Origin of the sequence: Burkholderia sp. AU15512 (assembly GCF_002223325.1) — a bacterium.
Lineage (GTDB): Bacteria > Pseudomonadota > Gammaproteobacteria > Burkholderiales > Burkholderiaceae > Burkholderia.
This window is the reverse complement of sequence record NZ_NKEX01000006.1, coordinates 13047-27478: the sequence shown is the minus strand read 5'-3', so window position 1 is coordinate 27478 and position 14432 is coordinate 13047. Positions and strand designations below refer to the sequence as shown.

General features: G+C 68.6%; 13 protein-coding genes. 7 read left to right on the top strand and 6 right to left on the bottom strand.

Translation table 11 applies throughout. The annotated features are described in order from the left end of the window. Positions 1 to 49 precede the first annotated feature (49 nt). Positions 50 to 1318 carry an NAD(P)/FAD-dependent oxidoreductase gene (locus tag CFB43_RS19475; protein WP_089496194.1) on the top strand — a complete coding sequence of 423 codons (1269 nt, stop codon included), beginning with the start codon at positions 50 to 52 and terminating at the stop codon, positions 1316 to 1318. A gap of 116 nt (positions 1319 to 1434) precedes the next feature. Next, positions 1435 to 2109, top strand: coding sequence for a TetR family transcriptional regulator (locus CFB43_RS19470; RefSeq protein ID WP_011353990.1), 675 nt, complete (start codon positions 1435 to 1437; stop codon positions 2107 to 2109). A 66-nt stretch (positions 2110 to 2175) separates the two neighbouring features. On the opposite strand, the gene CFB43_RS19465 is transcribed toward CFB43_RS19470, so the two are convergent. Then, positions 2176 to 3969, bottom strand: a complete 1794-nt coding sequence (locus CFB43_RS19465; RefSeq protein WP_089496193.1) for a phospholipase D-like domain-containing protein — start codon at positions 3967 to 3969, stop codon at positions 2176 to 2178. 104 nt (positions 3970 to 4073) lie between these two features. Further along, on the bottom strand, positions 4074 to 4832 hold the full coding sequence (locus tag CFB43_RS19460) for a DeoR/GlpR family DNA-binding transcription regulator (RefSeq protein WP_089496192.1): 759 nt from the start codon (positions 4830 to 4832) through the stop codon (positions 4074 to 4076). Positions 4833 to 5040: 208 nt separating this feature from the next. Between CFB43_RS19460 and CFB43_RS19455 the strand changes: the two genes are divergently transcribed. The 3 genes from CFB43_RS19455 to nadE all read left to right on the top strand — a co-directional run bounded on the left by CFB43_RS19455 (position 5041) and on the right by nadE (position 7368). Next, complete coding sequence (locus tag CFB43_RS19455) at positions 5041 to 5226, top strand: hypothetical protein (RefSeq protein ID WP_006480515.1); 186 nt, start codon at positions 5041 to 5043, stop codon at positions 5224 to 5226. 181 nt (positions 5227 to 5407) lie between these two features. Further along, complete coding sequence (locus CFB43_RS19450) at positions 5408 to 6277, top strand: DMT family transporter (RefSeq protein ID WP_089426693.1); 870 nt, start codon at positions 5408 to 5410, stop codon at positions 6275 to 6277. 242 nt (positions 6278 to 6519) lie between these two features. Beyond that, positions 6520 to 7368 (top strand): ammonia-dependent NAD(+) synthetase, encoded by an 849-nt coding sequence (gene nadE / locus CFB43_RS19445; RefSeq protein ID WP_089496191.1) that lies wholly within the window; start codon positions 6520 to 6522, stop codon positions 7366 to 7368. Between the two features lie 69 nt (positions 7369 to 7437). Here the strand turns inward: nadE and CFB43_RS19440 are convergent, their stop codons facing one another. The 3 genes from CFB43_RS19440 to CFB43_RS19430 form a co-directional block, all read right to left on the bottom strand. After that, positions 7438 to 9114 carry a S10 family peptidase gene (locus CFB43_RS19440; protein WP_089496190.1) on the bottom strand — a complete coding sequence of 559 codons (1677 nt, stop codon included), beginning with the start codon at positions 9112 to 9114 and terminating at the stop codon, positions 7438 to 7440. A 75-nt stretch (positions 9115 to 9189) separates the two neighbouring features. Next, entirely contained in the window at positions 9190 to 10797 is a 1608-nt protein-coding gene (locus tag CFB43_RS19435; RefSeq protein ID WP_089496189.1) for a S53 family peptidase, read from the bottom strand. A 247-nt stretch (positions 10798 to 11044) separates the two neighbouring features. Then, the gene (locus CFB43_RS19430; RefSeq protein WP_089496188.1) at positions 11045 to 11671 is read right to left on the bottom strand and encodes a LysE family translocator; all 627 of its coding nucleotides are present in this window, start codon (positions 11669 to 11671) and stop codon (positions 11045 to 11047) included. 134 nt (positions 11672 to 11805) lie between these two features. On the opposite strand from CFB43_RS19430, the gene CFB43_RS19425 reads away from it, so the two are divergent. Further along, entirely contained in the window at positions 11806 to 12270 is a 465-nt protein-coding gene (locus CFB43_RS19425) for an Lrp/AsnC family transcriptional regulator (protein ID WP_046549763.1), read from the top strand. 129 nt (positions 12271 to 12399) lie between these two features. Here the strand turns inward: CFB43_RS19425 and CFB43_RS19420 are convergent, their stop codons facing one another. After that, positions 12400 to 13311 carry a LysR family transcriptional regulator gene (locus CFB43_RS19420; RefSeq protein WP_089498073.1) on the bottom strand — a complete coding sequence of 304 codons (912 nt, stop codon included), beginning with the start codon at positions 13309 to 13311 and terminating at the stop codon, positions 12400 to 12402. A 140-nt stretch (positions 13312 to 13451) separates the two neighbouring features. Between CFB43_RS19420 and speB the strand changes: the two genes are divergently transcribed. Then, complete coding sequence (gene speB, locus CFB43_RS19415) at positions 13452 to 14408, top strand: agmatinase (RefSeq protein ID WP_011353980.1); 957 nt, start codon at positions 13452 to 13454, stop codon at positions 14406 to 14408. The last annotated feature ends 24 nt before the right edge of the window (positions 14409 to 14432 follow it).

The following is a 14432-nucleotide window of genomic DNA, read 5'->3' as shown; positions in this document are numbered from 1 at the left end:
ATCGACGCGCGCCGTCTGTTTTTCCGCCGTCAAGAGTCAACGAAATCGCATGCAGAACTTCTACGAAGCCACCGTTACCCGCCAGCCCTACCCGCAACTGACCGGCACGATCGACACACAGGTCTGCATCGTCGGCGGCGGCCTCGCCGGCCTGTGCACGGCGCTCGGCCTCGTCGAGCGCGGCGTGCATGACGTCGTCGTGCTCGACAGCGAACGCGTCGGCTTCGGCGCATCGGGCCGCAACGGCGGCTTCGTCTTCGGCGGCTACAGCCTCGACAACGCCGACCTGCTGCGCACGCTCGGCCGCGACGAAGGGCGCCGGCTGTACCGGCTCACCGTCGACGCGGTCGACCTGATCCGCGCGCGCATTGCGCGCTACGGCATCGACTGCGACATCGTCGACCAGGGCGTGATGCTCGCGAACTGGTTCGACGATCCTGCCCGGCTCGACAGCGTACGCACGCTGATGAAGGACGAGCTCGGCGTCGACTGGGAACCCGTTTCGACGGACGCGCTGCGCAAGCGGCTGAAGACGCAGCGCTATTACGGCGGCCTGTTCGAGCCGAATGCCTTCCATTTCCATCCGCTCAAGTACGTGCTCGGCGTCGCGGCGGCCGCCTCGCACGGCGGCGCGCGCGTGTACGAACGCTCGGCCGCGCTCGGCATCGCGCGCGAAGGCGCCGGGTACGTCGTGCGTACGGCGCAGGGCACGGTGCGCGCGAAGGACGTCGTGTTCGCCGGCGGCGGCTACGCGCGCGGCGTGTCGCCGCGCATCGAGCGCGCGGTGCTGCCGATCGCGACCTACGTGATCGCGACCGAACCGCTCGGCGCGCGCCTGCCGGACGCGATCGACGCGCCGTACGCGATCTACGACACGCGTTTCGCGTTCGACTATTACCGTCCGCTGAAGGACACGCGCATCCTGTGGGGCGGCCGGATCTCCGTGCTCGACCGCGGCCCCGACGCGATCGCGCGCCTGCTGCGGCGCGACCTGCTGCGCGTGTATCCGCAACTGGAAGGCGTGAAGGTCGACTACGCGTGGGGCGGGCTGATGAGCTACGCGCGGCACAAGATGCCGCAGATCGGCCGCGACGCGGACGGCGTGTGGCACGCGATCGCATTCGGCGGCCACGGGATGGCGCCGACCACGGTGGCCGGCGAGGTGCTCGCGGCCACGCTGGCCGAAGGCCGGCCGGTGCCGGAAGGCTTCAACGCGTTCGGGCTCACGCGCACGTTCGGGCTGGCGGGCCTCGCTGCCGCGCAGCTCACGTACACGGCGTACCAGGCCCGCGACGCGCTCGCGTCCTGCCGCCGCTGAGCGGCGGCCACGGCGGCCGAAACCGCCCTGCCGATTAGAGCGGAAGGTCGGCCGGGCGGGAATTTCCCACATGCTAGAATGGCTTTTCCAAGCCGCCGAAGCCACAATAAGTCCACATGAAAGCAGGAAGCAAGGCCGCCACGTCCGACACCCGCGCGCTTCCGTCCGATGCGCGGCGCAAATACGATCCCGAGCAAACCAAGCGCAACATCCTCGACGTCGCCACGCAGGAGTTCTCCGCGATGGGCCTCGCCGGCGCGCGCGTCGATGCCATCGCCGAGCGTACGAACACGACGAAGCGGATGCTCTATTACTACTTCGAAAGCAAGGAAGGCTTGTACGAGGCCGTGCTGGAGAAGGTGTACGGCGACATCCGCGCGCTCGAGCAGGAGCTGCACGTCGGCGACATGGAGCCGCGCGAGGGCATGCGCCGCCTCGTCGAATTCACGTTCGACTATCACGACAAGCATCGCGACTTCGTCCGCCTCGTGTCGATCGAGAACATCCACGGCGCGAAGTATCTCGAACAGCTCAAGTCGTTCAAGAACCGCAACGTCAGCATCATCAAGACGCTCGAGGAACTGGTCGAGCGCGGCGCGGCGAGCGGCGCGTTCCGCAAGGACATCGACGCATTCGACCTGCACCTGTTGATCAGCTCGTTCTGCTTCCACCGCGTGTCGAACCGCTACACGTTCGGCGCCGCATTCGGCCGCGACCCGTCGGCGCCGCGCCTGCGCGCGCGGCACCGCGACACGATCGCCGACGCCGTGCTGCGCTACGTCGCCGCATAAGCAGACGGTTTCCCTGCCAGACTCGAACCGGGCGCGCGACATCCGCGCCCGGCATGCTCTCGTGGGTCAGTCCGTCGGCGCGGTCGACGCCAGTGCGATCCGCGCCTTCGCCTCCGGGCTTCCCGCCACGTAATACTTCTTCGCCCAGCTCGAATCGGGTGCAAGCGCGAGCCGCGCATGCGCGCCCGTGCCCCCGTCCGTGCCGTGCTGCTTCGCATTGATCGCCAGCGCCCGCGCGCGATAGTGCTCGTACAGCCGCAGGAATTCCGCGAGATAGATCGCCGCGATCCGCTGGTCGCGGATCTCGAGCAGGTTCTCGTCGTTGTACTGCTCGGAATTGCGGCTCATGTTCGCCGAGCCCGTGTAGACGACCGGATTCGCGCCCTCCGCATCGATCACGATGAACTTGTGATGGATCACGACGGGCGGAAAGGCCGGCGCCGGCTCGCCCGGAAACAACCGCAATTCCGGCTCGAAACCCTGCGGCACGGTGGCCGGCGAGAAATACGCGGCATCGATCACGTCGTGGTTGTCGCGGCTGCGGTGGTACAGCTCGAGGTTCGCGAGCGTCGCGGCATCGAGCGTCTGGCCGCCCTGCTGCCCGGCATCGGCCTTCGTCGCGCTGCCGACGTTGATCTTGTTCACCAGCCCGAACATCATCAGCCCGCGGTCGCCGGCCGCGAAACACGCGTCGCGCAGCGCCGCGTCGGTCGGCATGAACAGGCAGAAGCACACCGAATGCTTCGCGGCCGCGATCGCGGCGACGATCGTGTCGATCTCGGTGCGCTGCCCCGCCGGCTCCGGCGAAAACGCGAGCCGCACCTGCGCGCTGCCGATCGTCATCGGTTCCGACCAGCCCGGCGACAGCTTCGCCGTCTCCGCGATCGACGGATTCCCTGCCAGCGCATGCGCGCGATCGTTGTACAGCGCGGCGAGCGCGGGCGAGTCGAATGCGTGCAGCACGTTCGCCTGCTCCGTGAGCCCTTCGGTCGTGAAGTTCGCGGAACCGGTCAGCACGCGTGAGGGCGCCGCATTCGACGACGCATCGGTCACGATGAACTTGTCGTGCATGATGTGCGTCTTGTCGCGCGGCGCGAGCGTCGCGAGACCCTGCAGCGCGTCGACGGCCGGCTGGTTCGGCGACGGCAGCGGCGGCTTGCCCTTGCGCGCCGTCGTATGCGCGTCGTAGACGATCGCGAGCGACGCTTCACCGTGCTGGCGCCCGAACGCTTCGAACGCGGGCAGCGCCCACAGCGTGTCGGTCAGGTGATAGACCGCCGACGCCGCGCGCGACGCGGGGTCGAGCATCTCCGCGAACACCTGCTCCATGTCGTTCGCGAGCCACGTGCGCAGCGTCAGCGCCTGCGCGGAGCTCGGCGCCGCATTCGGCGCGAGGCCCAGCGCCGCCACCTGCCTCGCGAAGGCCTGCGAGCTGACCACCGCGCGGTTGAACCACGTGCCGATGCCGTCCTCGATATGCGCAGGCAGCACGACGTCGCACACGCCGGCTTGCGCGTCGAGCACCTGCAGGTTCGCCGGCGTGCCGACGACCGGATACACGTCGTAGCGGAACGCCGCGCCGCGATCCTGCGGATCGATGCGTGCATCCCACCACATGAATTTCTGGATCGGCGCCTGATCGGTCGGCGCGTCGCCCTGCGTGTGCGCGGCCGGGCCATCGAACGTCAGGCGGTTCGGCAGCCAGCTGTCCGGCGCGCGCGTCTTGCCGTCGGCCGACCAGAAGCCCGGCGTGCGCCGGATCGCGAAGCCGAGGAAATCGGATCGCGACGCCGCATCGGGCCAGTCGAAGGCCAGCAGGACCAGGGTGGGGGAAAGATAGCTGCGCACGCTGACGGTCATTCGTTGCTCCCTGGCCTGCGGCCGGTCGAGGTGAATGGGTCAGTCTTGACGGCGGTTCTTCCCTGCGGATGACGGTTCGATGAACCTTGTATGTCGGACGCGCGTCAGTCGCACACGAGCAGCTCGATCCCGCGCGCGGTCAGCGCACGGCGCACGACCTTGTCAGGTGCGCGCTCGGTCACGAGATAGCGGGCGGCGCCGGTGCCGTTGATCCGCACCGGCGTCACGCGGCCGAATTTCGAATGGTCGGCGACGATCATCGCGGTGCCGGCCGCCGCGATCATCCGGCTGCGCACCTCGGCCGCGAGCCGCGAGTAGTCGGTGCATTCGCCGTCGGGTGTGATGCCGCCGGCGCCGACGAACGCGAAATCGACGTGGTACTGCGCGAGCTGCTGAATCGTGTCGAGCCCGAAGGTGGCGTCCTCGTCGTCGGACAGCTCGCCGCCGAGCAGCGTCACGCGGTTGCCGTTGCGCCGCGCGAGCACGAACGCGGTGCGCCAGTCGTTCGTGTAGATCGACAGCCGGTGCCGGTCGGCGAGCGCGAGCGCCACCGCATGCGGCGTGCTGCCCGAATCGATCAGTACCGACGCATCATCGGGCACGAACTCGGCCGCGCGCCGCCCGATCGTGCGCTTCGCCTCCGCGTTCGCGGCTTCGCGCTCGGACAGGCTCGGCTCGCGGCGATCCGCGGCCAGCGCGCCGCCGTGCGTCATCACGAGCAGGCCGCGTGCGGCCAGTGCGTTCAGGTCGCGCCGCACGGTCTCACGCGACACGTCGAGCGAGCGGACGAGTTCCGCGACCGACAATGCGCCCGACCGTCCGAGTTCCGACAGGATGAATTGATGACGTTGTTCCGCCAGCATCGCGTGTGCGCCCGAGGCGACTGGTTATGGGTAAGCCGGCCATTGTATTACGGCCGTTTGACCGGCATTTGACTGCGGCGGGAAACCCGCCGGGCCGCGTTTCCCGAAAGCGAAATTCTGTATTGCCTGACGCGCGCGAATCGGCGCGGCGCCGGTTGCTACACTTTGCGCTTCGCCGAACGACCGACCAAGCAAAGGGGCTCGCGCCATGTATCGCAAAGGCAGTGTGATCGAAATCCAGTTTCCGCCCGAACGTCTCAACGACGCGGCCGGCGATCCGTACTGGATCGACCTGACGCTCGACGAGGCCCGCCGGCTCTACGAACAGCTCGCCGCGCGCTTCGCGACCGACGCACGCGCCAACCAGCCGCTCGACACGTTCTCGATCGACTGATCGCCGCGGCTTCACGCTCGAACGTTCCTCATCCCGGGGCGGCGCCCCGCCTTCTCCCGGCACCGGCGGCCGCCCGCGCGGCACGCGGCATGAGTGCAGGATTCGACAAGACGCCCGCTTCACTTCCACCGATACTGGCCGACTTCACGATTCTGTCCGGCCGCGTCGCGGCCCGCCACGCATGCTGACCTCGCTCGTCGCCGCCGCTTTCGTCGCCCTCTGGTCCACCGGCTTCATCGTTGCGCGGGCAATCAAGCCCTATGCCGATCCGAACCTGTTCCTGCTCGCGCGCTTCGCGGGCACGGCCGCGCTGTTCGGCGCGGTGGCGCTCGTTTCCCGCGCGCCGTGGCCGGCCCGGCGCGAATGGCCGCGCCACCTGATCGCGGGCGCGCTGCTGCAGGGCGTCTATCTCGGCGCGAGCTACTGGGCCGTCGCGCAAGGGCTGAACGCCGGCGTCATGGCGCTGCTCGGCGCACTGCAGCCGCTCGCCACCGCCGTGCTCGCCGTCCCGCTGTTCAACGAGCGCCTGCCCGCGCGCGGCTGGTTCGGGATGGCGCTCGGCCTCGCCGGCGTCGCGCTCGTGCTGGCGCCGAAGGTCACGGGCGGCGTCGCGCCGCCGCCGGGCGCCGCGCCGGCGTGGCTCGTCGTTGCCGTCTCGGTGCTCGCGGTCGGGTCGATCACCGCCGGCTCGCTGTACCAGAAAGGCAAGCTCGCGCAGAGCGACCTGCGCACGGCGGTTGCCATCCAGAACTTCGGTGCGGCCATCGTCGCGGCCATCTTCGTCGCGCTGCTGCACGAGACGCGCTGGATCGGCGCGCCGGCGCTGTGGGTATCGCTCGTGTGGGGCGTCGTGTTCCTGTCCGGCGGCGCGGTCACGATGCTGATGTGGATGCTGCGGCGCGGCAACGCCGCACGCGCGACGTCGCTGCTGTTCCTCGCGCCGCCGCTGGCCGCGCTGCAGGGCTACTGGCTGTTCGGCGAGACGCTCGCGGCGATCCAGCTCGCCGGCTTCGCGCTCGCGCTGGTGGGCGTCGTGCTCGCGCGGCGCTGACGCGGCCGACCGTGTGGGGCGCCATGCAGCCGCGCCCACACCAGCCGCCACGCGCATCGCATACCGGCCGCGCGAACGCCCGTTACACGACATCGCTGCACCCGCCCGGCGCACCGTGCACCACGGCGAGGCGGCCCGTCTCGCCGAAGCAACGCGAAATCGCCGGATCGCACGCCCGGCGCGGCGCCGCGCCGCGATTGCGCTTATGATGGGCGCCTTGATTTCGTTCCGGAACTCCTTTCATGACATCCGCCGATTACGCCAGCCGCCAACGCGCGATCATTGCCGAACTGAACGTCGCCCCGCACTTCGACGCCGAGGCCGAAATCGCCCGCCGCGTCGAGTTCCTCGCGCAATACCTGCGTTCGACCGGCCTGCGGACCTACGTGCTCGGCATCAGCGGCGGCGTCGATTCGTCGACGGCCGGCCGGCTCGCCCAGCTGTCGGTCGAAAAGCTGCGCGCCGGCGGCTACGATGCCCGCTTCATCGCGATGCGCTTGCCGAACGGCGTGCAGAACGACGAAGCCGATGCACAGCGCGCGCTCGCGTTCGTCCGCGCGGACGAGGAACTGACCGTCAACGTGAAGCCGGCCGCCGACGCGATGCTCGCCGCGCTGGTCGCGTCCGGCCATGCGTTCGAGACGCCTGCCCAGCAGGACTTCGTGCACGGCAACGTCAAGGCGCGCGAGCGCATGATCGCGCAGTACGCGGTGGCCGGCGCGCGGCGCGGCATCGTGATCGGCACCGATCACGCGGCCGAGTCGCTGATGGGTTTCTTCACGAAGTTCGGCGACGGCGGCGCGGACATCCTGCCGCTCGCGGGGCTGAACAAGCGTCGCGTGCGTGCGGTGGCCCGTGCGCTCGGCGGCGACGAACTGATCGTGATGAAGGTGCCGACCGCCGACCTCGAGGAACTGCGCCCGCTGCGCCCCGACGAGCATGCGTACGGCGTCACCTACGACGAGATCGACGATTTCCTCGAAGGCAAGCCCGTCGCCGACCACGTGTACGAAACCGTGCTGCGCTTCTACGACGCGTCGCGCCACAAGCGCGCGCTGCCGTACACGATGTTCGACTGGCCGGCCGCGTAAGCCGGCCAGGTTAAAAAAACGCCGCGCGCACCGTCATGGCTGCGCGCGGCGTCTTACTGACGGGCACCGCTACGCGTGGCCGCCCGTCTTCGTCGCCTGCAGCGCACGAATCCGCATCCGCGCGCCCGTATCGCTGACCGTCGCGTCGTACATCGCCGCGAGATCGCGCTTGAGCGCGGTACGCGAGCCGCCGTCGAGATACACCATGTGCCCCGACGGATAGAAACGCGCGGACAGGTTCTGCCGCACCTTCTGATCCTCGAGCGGCATCTGCTGCAGGTCGATCACGGTCTGGTAGAACGGCGTGACGAAATCGTAGAAGCCGTTCGCCGACAGCACCTTCAGGTCGACGTTCAACGCCATCACCGCCGCGAGATCGCCGGCCGTGTAGAGGATCACGTTCCCCTGCGCATCGATGCCCTGCTGCGCGCCGGTCGGGTCGGTGTGATGGAAATCCCAGTTCTGGAACGCCTGGTCGTTCAGGTCGGTGAACGCGGAACTCGACGTGAACTTCAACTGCTCGTTCAGGTAGCTGTTCCACATCGCCGTATAGACGCCCGTCACGGCCGTCATCGTCGGATCGTTGCCGCCGGAGTTCGGGTCGATCTTGCCGGCGATGCCCGACGAGATCCCGGTCACGCGGCCGTCGTACGAACCGAGCGCCAGCCCCTGTGCCTGCAGCAACGTCGTCAGGAACAGTGAATTGCCGCGCGCGTTGTAACCCGCAATGTCGAGCCCCCACGTCTGCAGCGTCGCCGTGTCGATGCCCGTGTATTGCGACAGCTTCTTCACGGCGGCCGGGTCGGCATGCGGCACGTTGCGCAATGCGGTCAGGTAGTCGGTGCGCGCGAACTGCGCGACTTCCTCGACGAACGCGCCGAGATCGGCGGGCGCCGGCGTGACGCCGAGTTTCTTGTGATACCACGCATCGGCCGCGGCGGTCGGCAGCGCGCCGACCGGGTTGCCGGCCTGCCGGTAGTCGAGGATCGACGATTGCAGCGTGATGCCGTTCAGGTCGACGCCGTCCTCGTGCAGCTTGTACGCGAGCACGCAGCTGCGCGCGGTGCCGTACGATTCGCCGAACAGGTATTTCGGCGAATTCCAGCGGTTGTTCTTCGTCAGGTAGCGCTTGATGAACTGCTTCAGCGAATCCGCATCCTGGTCGACGCCCCAGAAGTTGCGATTCTTGTTCGGCGCAACCGCTGCCGAATAGCCGGTGCCGACCGGGTTGATGAACACCAGGTCGCTGTGGTCGATCATGCTGTCCGGGTTGTCCTCCATCTGGTACGGCGCGGGCGGCGTGAAACCCGGCATCGACGTCTTGATGCGCTTCGGCGCGAACGAGCCCAGCAGCACGAACACCGACGACGAGCCTGGCCCGCCGTTATAGAAGAACGTCACGGGCCGCGTTTCTTCCTTCGCGCCGTCGGCCGTGAACGCGACGTAGAAGAGCTTCGCGGCCGGCTGCGAACTGCTCGGGTCGACCGTCACGAGGTGGCCGGCCGTCGCCGTATACGCGATGCGCTTCCCGTCGATCAGGATCGTGTGATGCGTGATCGCAGCCGCCTCGGTCGTGTCGGTCACCGAGTCGTCGGGGCCGTTGCCGTATGCGACCGGATCGAAGAACGGCTGGTCGCGCCCGTGGCTCAGCGCGACCGGGTTGATGGTCGGCGGCACGCCATGCGAGTTGTGGTCGCCGTGATGCAGCGGATACACGCCGCCGGAAGATGCGGAATCGATGCCCATCGTGCTGCTCCTGGAGGTGAGAAAAAGGCGCGGACAGGAAGCCCGCGCCATACGGAAAGACGTGTAACGCGGCCGTCAGCTCGACGGCTTGCGCGTCAGGATCGCGGCGAGCTGCGCGCCGTTCGGGCTGCCGAGGCCCGTACACGCATCCCAGCCCTGCGCGGCCGCGTACGTACCGTTCGATCCTTGCGTGATGTCGCGCAGCGCACCCGGATTCTTGTAAAGCACCGGATTGATCCAGCCGGCAGTCGCACCGCCCGCCGCCGCACTCGCCGCCGCATTGATCCGTGCAATCAACGCGGCCCACAGCGGCGCGACCGCGCTCGTGCCGCCCATCACCGTGGCCGTGCCGGCGATCGACACTTCGTAGCCGGTCTGCGGCGACGCGTCGCCGGCCACGTCCGGCACGCCGCGCTTCGCGAGCGGTGTGCTGCTGCCATCGGTGCGCGTGACGGTGAGCCCCTGCTGCCACGCCGGCAGGTCGAACAGCGTGCTGACGCCGCCCCCGCCCGCGCCGCCGCCGGCCGCCTCGTCGTTCCACGTGACCTCGCTGCGGATACCCTGCCCGGGCAGCGCGTCGAGCTGCGTGCCGCCGCAGCCGAGCACGTACGGGCTCGATGCGGGGAAGTCGACATGATCGGCGCCGTCCTGCAGCCCGTCGCCCGAACCGCTGTCGCCCGATGCCGCGCACACCGTGATGCCCTGCGCGGCGGCCGCCTGCAGCACGCGGTTGAACGCCTGCGCGGACTGAGCCTGCCAGATCGCCTCCGGGCCGCCCCAGCTGATCGAGATCACCGACGGCTTGTGGGTCGTGTCGCTGACGGCCGCGTTGACGGCCTGGATGAAGCCCGCGTCGCTGTTCGGCGCGAAGTAGACGGCAATCTTGGCGGCCGGCGCGATCGCGCCGGCGATCTCGATGTCGAGCGCGACTTCGCCGTCCGGGCCGCTCGGGTCGCCGGTCGGCGTGTTGCGGCCGGTGCCGACGTTCACGTCGACGAGCGTCGGCGGCGTCGTGATGCCGAGCCCGCGGAAATACTGCTGGATGTCGGCCGCGCGGTAGCCGCCGCCGAGCTCGATGATCGCGATGCATTGCCCGGCGCCATCGCCGGCCGGGAAGCCGTACAGCGAGGCCAGTTGGATCGGGGTGAACGTGACGCTCGATGCGCCGCCGCGCGCGGGCTTGAACGGCGGCCGCAGCCGGAAGTGCGGCCGCGCCTGCGGACGGCTGTCGAGGCCGAGCACGGCCGTGACGGCATCGCCGAGCTCGTCGGGCAGCGCGATCGGGCCGGAGCGGCCGCGATACTGGCCGATCGACCGATGCTCGAAGCGCTCGAGCTTGACGCTGAACGCGGCTTCGAACTGCTGGATCGTGCCGGACAGCACGACCACGCTTTCAACGGGATCGACGCGATCGACCGTCAGCTGATGACGATGCGCGAAGTCCTTGGCCTTGCGAATATCGTCGGGATTCGCGGAAAAGCGTTGCGCGAAGGTGGCGCGCGACACCGGCTTCGCTTGCGCGTCGCCGGTGGCGAGCTGGTGAAGCAACGTATCGAGTTGCCCTTCTTCCTGCCGCCGCAACATGATCGTGACGTGGATGCGTTCTGCCGGATCGCACGGGCCGAGGCACTTGGACTCGGCGACGATTCGGGGTTCACGGTCGGCGTGAAGATGCCTTGCCATGTTCAGACCCTCCTTGGTACCGCGTTGCACGGAACAGCCAGGAAATCGGACAGGGCCGGCGGGAGACGGTTCCGTTCGGTCGGTCGGTTCGCGCAGCGCGAAGTAACAGGGAGTTTAGAACAGTCAGACGATTTGCGCGCATGCCCTTCTGCGACGGGGCGCGCGCACGGGCCGGCGTTGCGCACGGCCTGCATCGAGTGCGGCAACGCACCGCGCGACCTGCGGCGGCGCGCCGCCGCCTCGGCACTCAGTCCATCGACAGGCGCAGTGCGAAGCCGATCAGCGCCGCGGAAAACGTCCAGCGCTGCACCGTCTGCGCGAGCGGATGCGCGCGCATCCACGCGGCGATCCGCGACGCGCCGAACGCGCACGCGAGGTCGAAGCACACGCCGGCCGCCACCAGCAGCGCGCCCAGCTCGAACATCTGCAACATGACCGGCCCGGCCTCGGGACGCACGAACTGCGGCAGCAGCACCGAGCAGAACAGCAGCGCCTTCGGGTTCAGCAGGTTGGTGAGCAGGCCCTTCACGAACGACTGGCGCAGTTCGCCCGCCGAGGCCGCCGCATCGCCGTCGCCGAGCGCGAACACGGGCGAGCGGAACACCTGGATCGCGACATAGGCGAGATAGAGCGCGCCGCCGTAGCGGATCACTTCGTACAGCCACGGCGCGCTGCGAATCAGCGCCGCGACGCCGCAGGCGGACAGCGTCACGTGCGCGGTGCGTGCGAGCGACAGGCCGGCCGCCGCCGCCATCCCCGGCCGCACGCCGCGGCCGATGCTGGTCTGCAGCACGAGTGCCATGTCGGGCCCCGGCACCGCGTAAATGGCCGCCAGCGCGGCGAGATAAATCAACAGCAAATGCGTGGAAATCATGGTCTGCCCCTGTCCTCTTACGACGATATGTTGCCGCCAGAGTGCGAGGGATTATTGGCCATCTTTGGTTCAGGATTGGCGATCCGTAGGGGAATCCGCCACAATCATGCAATCCATAAAAGGATTCCGCCAACATGACCGAACTCGACAAAACCGACCGCGCCATCCTTGCCGCAGTGCAGCGCGACGGCCGCCTGCCGATCGCGCGCCTCGCCGATTCCGTGGGCCTTTCCGAGACGCCCTGCGCGCGGCGCCTGAAGCGACTCGAAAACGACGGCTACATCGAGCGCTACCGCGCGCAGCTGTCACGCCAGGCGCTCGGTTTCGGCGTCGTCGCATTCGTGCTCGTGCGGTTCGCGACGCACGATCGCAAGACCGCCGATCGCTTCGAGCGGGAAGTCCTTGGCATCGAGCGGATTCTGGCGTGCCACAACGTGGCGGGCACGGCCGACTATCTGCTGCAGGTCGTGGCGCGCGATCTCGACGACTACGGCACGTTCCTGCGCGAATCGCTGCGGATGCTGCCGGGCGTGACGTCGATCGAATCGGCGCTGTCGCTGCGCGAGGTCAAGCACGACGCGGGGCTACCGGTGCCGTGATGCCGGCGGGCGGACGGCACACGCAAGCCGCACCCGGCGCTCCTCGGTTCGTCACGTCGACGCCGATCGATGTGGGCCGCGTCGGGCTGCCCCGCCGCAACACTGGTTCACATTGTTGAGGCCGGCAGCCTATGCGATGTCGGGCGGCTGGTGCGCGCGTTCGAGATCCTCGAGAAACGCTTCCACGAGCGGATTGCCGCGCCCGTTGCGCGCGACGACCATGTGGAACGTCACGTCGTAGCGCAACTGCTCCGGATTGAGCGGCGTGAGCAGCCCTTGCGCGACGTAAGGCGCCGCGAAGTGCTGCGGCAGGTAGCCGAGGTGGTGGCCGGACAGGATCAGCAGCGCGACGGCCTCCATGTTGTCGGCGGTCGCGGTCACGCGGTCGGGCGTCGTCGACATCTGCGCTTCGGGCAGCGGATACGAGCGCCACGCCCATTCGAAGCCCGCGACGTCGGCCGGCGTCAACTCGCCGGCGCCGTCGAACAGCGGATGGCCGCGCCCGCAGTACGCGACCTGGCGCTCGATGAACAGCGGCGTGTAGTGCAGCGACGGCACCCGGTGCCAGAAATAGCCGACCGCGATCTGGATCTCGTCGCTCAGCAGCTTCTCCTCGAGATCCCCAGGCGCGCGCACGGAAATCGAGAAACGCACGGCCTCGTCGCGGGTGCGGAACGCGGCGATCGCCTCGGCGATCCGCGCGTTCTGGCTCACCGGCGTATGGCCGATCAGGCCGATGTGCAGCGTGCCGACCAGTTGGCGGTCCATGTGCCGCGCGGCCATCCCGAATTCGTCGAGCGCGGCGAGCAGCTTGCGGCTCATCGCGTGAAACCGCTCGCCCTTCGGCGTGAGCCGGAAACCGCTGCGGCCGCGCTCGCAGAGCCGGTAGCCGAGCCGCGTCTCGAGCGACGAAAGCTGCGCGCTGATCGTCGACTGCCCGACGTTCAGCACCGCCTGCGCGGCCGAGACGCCGCCCGCGTCCGTGACCGCGAGAAACACGCGGATCAACCGCAGATCGAGGGTCGACAGATTCCCCAGCACGTTCATCCCCTTCCATACATCGATGAAAATCGATGTTTACGTCGATATCTTCGCATTCTTCTTTGCGGGCCGAGCGCGTAAAACTGTGCGTCAGGCCGCGTCGCATGATACGGCAACCCCACATCGGAAGAGACAGCCCCATGAACGACCACACCCATTTCCAGCCGCTCGGCGGCAATGAAATGCCGCGCTGCGGCGGCATCGCGACGATGATGCGCCTGCCGCACGTGGCGAGCGCCGAAGGCCTCGACGCCTGTTTCGTCGGCGTGCCGTTCGATCTCGGCACGTCCAACCGCACCGGCGCGCGCTTCGGCCCGCGCCAGATCCGTACCGAATCCGTGCTGCTGCGCCCGTACAACATGGCCACGCGCGCCGCACCGTTCGATTCGCTGCAGATCGCCGACATCGGCGACGTCGCGATCAATCCGTACAACCTGCACGATTCCATCGCGCGCATCGAAGCGGCGTACGACGCGATCCTCGAGCACGACTGCAAGCCGATCACGCTCGGCGGCGACCATACGATCGCGCTGCCGATCCTGCGCGCGATCCACCGCAAGCACGGCAAGGTTGCATTGATCCACGTCGATGCACACGCCGACGTGAACGACACGATGATGGGCGAAAAGATCGCGCACGGCACGCCGTTCCGCCGCGCGGTCGAGGAAGGCCTGCTGCACGGCGACAAGGTCACGCAGATCGGCCTGCGCGGCACCGGTTACGCCGCCGAGGATTTCGACTGGTGCCGCGAGCAGGGCTTCCGCGTCGTCCAGGCCGAGGAGTGCTGGAACAAGTCGCTCGCGCCGCTGATGGAAGAAGTGCGCGCGCGCGTCGGCGACACGCCCGTCTACATCAGCTTCGACATCGACGGCATCGACCCGGCCTACGCGCCGGGCACCGGCACGCCGGAAATCGCGGGCCTCACGGTGCCGCAGGCGCTCGAGATCATCCGCGGCGCGAAGGGGCTGAACATCGTCGGCTGCGATCTCGTCGAAGTCGCGCCGCCGTACGACCCGTTCGGCACCACGGCGCTGCTCGGCGCGAACCTCGCGTACGAGCTGCTGTGCGTGCTGCCGGGCGTCGCGTACCGCGACTGATCCCCGCGCCGCCACTTATTCCAA

Coding starts and splice junctions, on each gene's coding strand:
- CFB43_RS19440 (WP_089496190.1), bottom strand. CDS start 9,114: ATGGGCATCGATTCCGCATCTTCCGGCGGCGTGTATCCGCTGCATCAC.
- CFB43_RS19435 (WP_089496189.1), bottom strand. CDS start 10,797: ATGGCAAGGCATCTTCACGCCGACCGTGAACCCCGAATCGTCGCCGAG.
- CFB43_RS19460 (WP_089496192.1), bottom strand. CDS start 4,832: ATGCTGGCGGAACAACGTCATCAATTCATCCTGTCGGAACTCGGACGG.
- CFB43_RS19455 (WP_006480515.1), top strand. CDS start 5,041: ATGTATCGCAAAGGCAGTGTGATCGAAATCCAGTTTCCGCCCGAACGT.
- nadE (WP_089496191.1), top strand. CDS start 6,520: ATGACATCCGCCGATTACGCCAGCCGCCAACGCGCGATCATTGCCGAA.
- CFB43_RS19465 (WP_089496193.1), bottom strand. CDS start 3,969: ATGACCGTCAGCGTGCGCAGCTATCTTTCCCCCACCCTGGTCCTGCTG.
- speB (WP_011353980.1), top strand. CDS start 13,452: ATGAACGACCACACCCATTTCCAGCCGCTCGGCGGCAATGAAATGCCG.
- CFB43_RS19475 (WP_089496194.1), top strand. CDS start 50: ATGCAGAACTTCTACGAAGCCACCGTTACCCGCCAGCCCTACCCGCAA.
- CFB43_RS19430 (WP_089496188.1), bottom strand. CDS start 11,671: ATGATTTCCACGCATTTGCTGTTGATTTATCTCGCCGCGCTGGCGGCC.
- CFB43_RS19425 (WP_046549763.1), top strand. CDS start 11,806: ATGACCGAACTCGACAAAACCGACCGCGCCATCCTTGCCGCAGTGCAG.
- CFB43_RS19450 (WP_089426693.1), top strand. CDS start 5,408: ATGCTGACCTCGCTCGTCGCCGCCGCTTTCGTCGCCCTCTGGTCCACC.
- CFB43_RS19470 (WP_011353990.1), top strand. CDS start 1,435: ATGAAAGCAGGAAGCAAGGCCGCCACGTCCGACACCCGCGCGCTTCCG.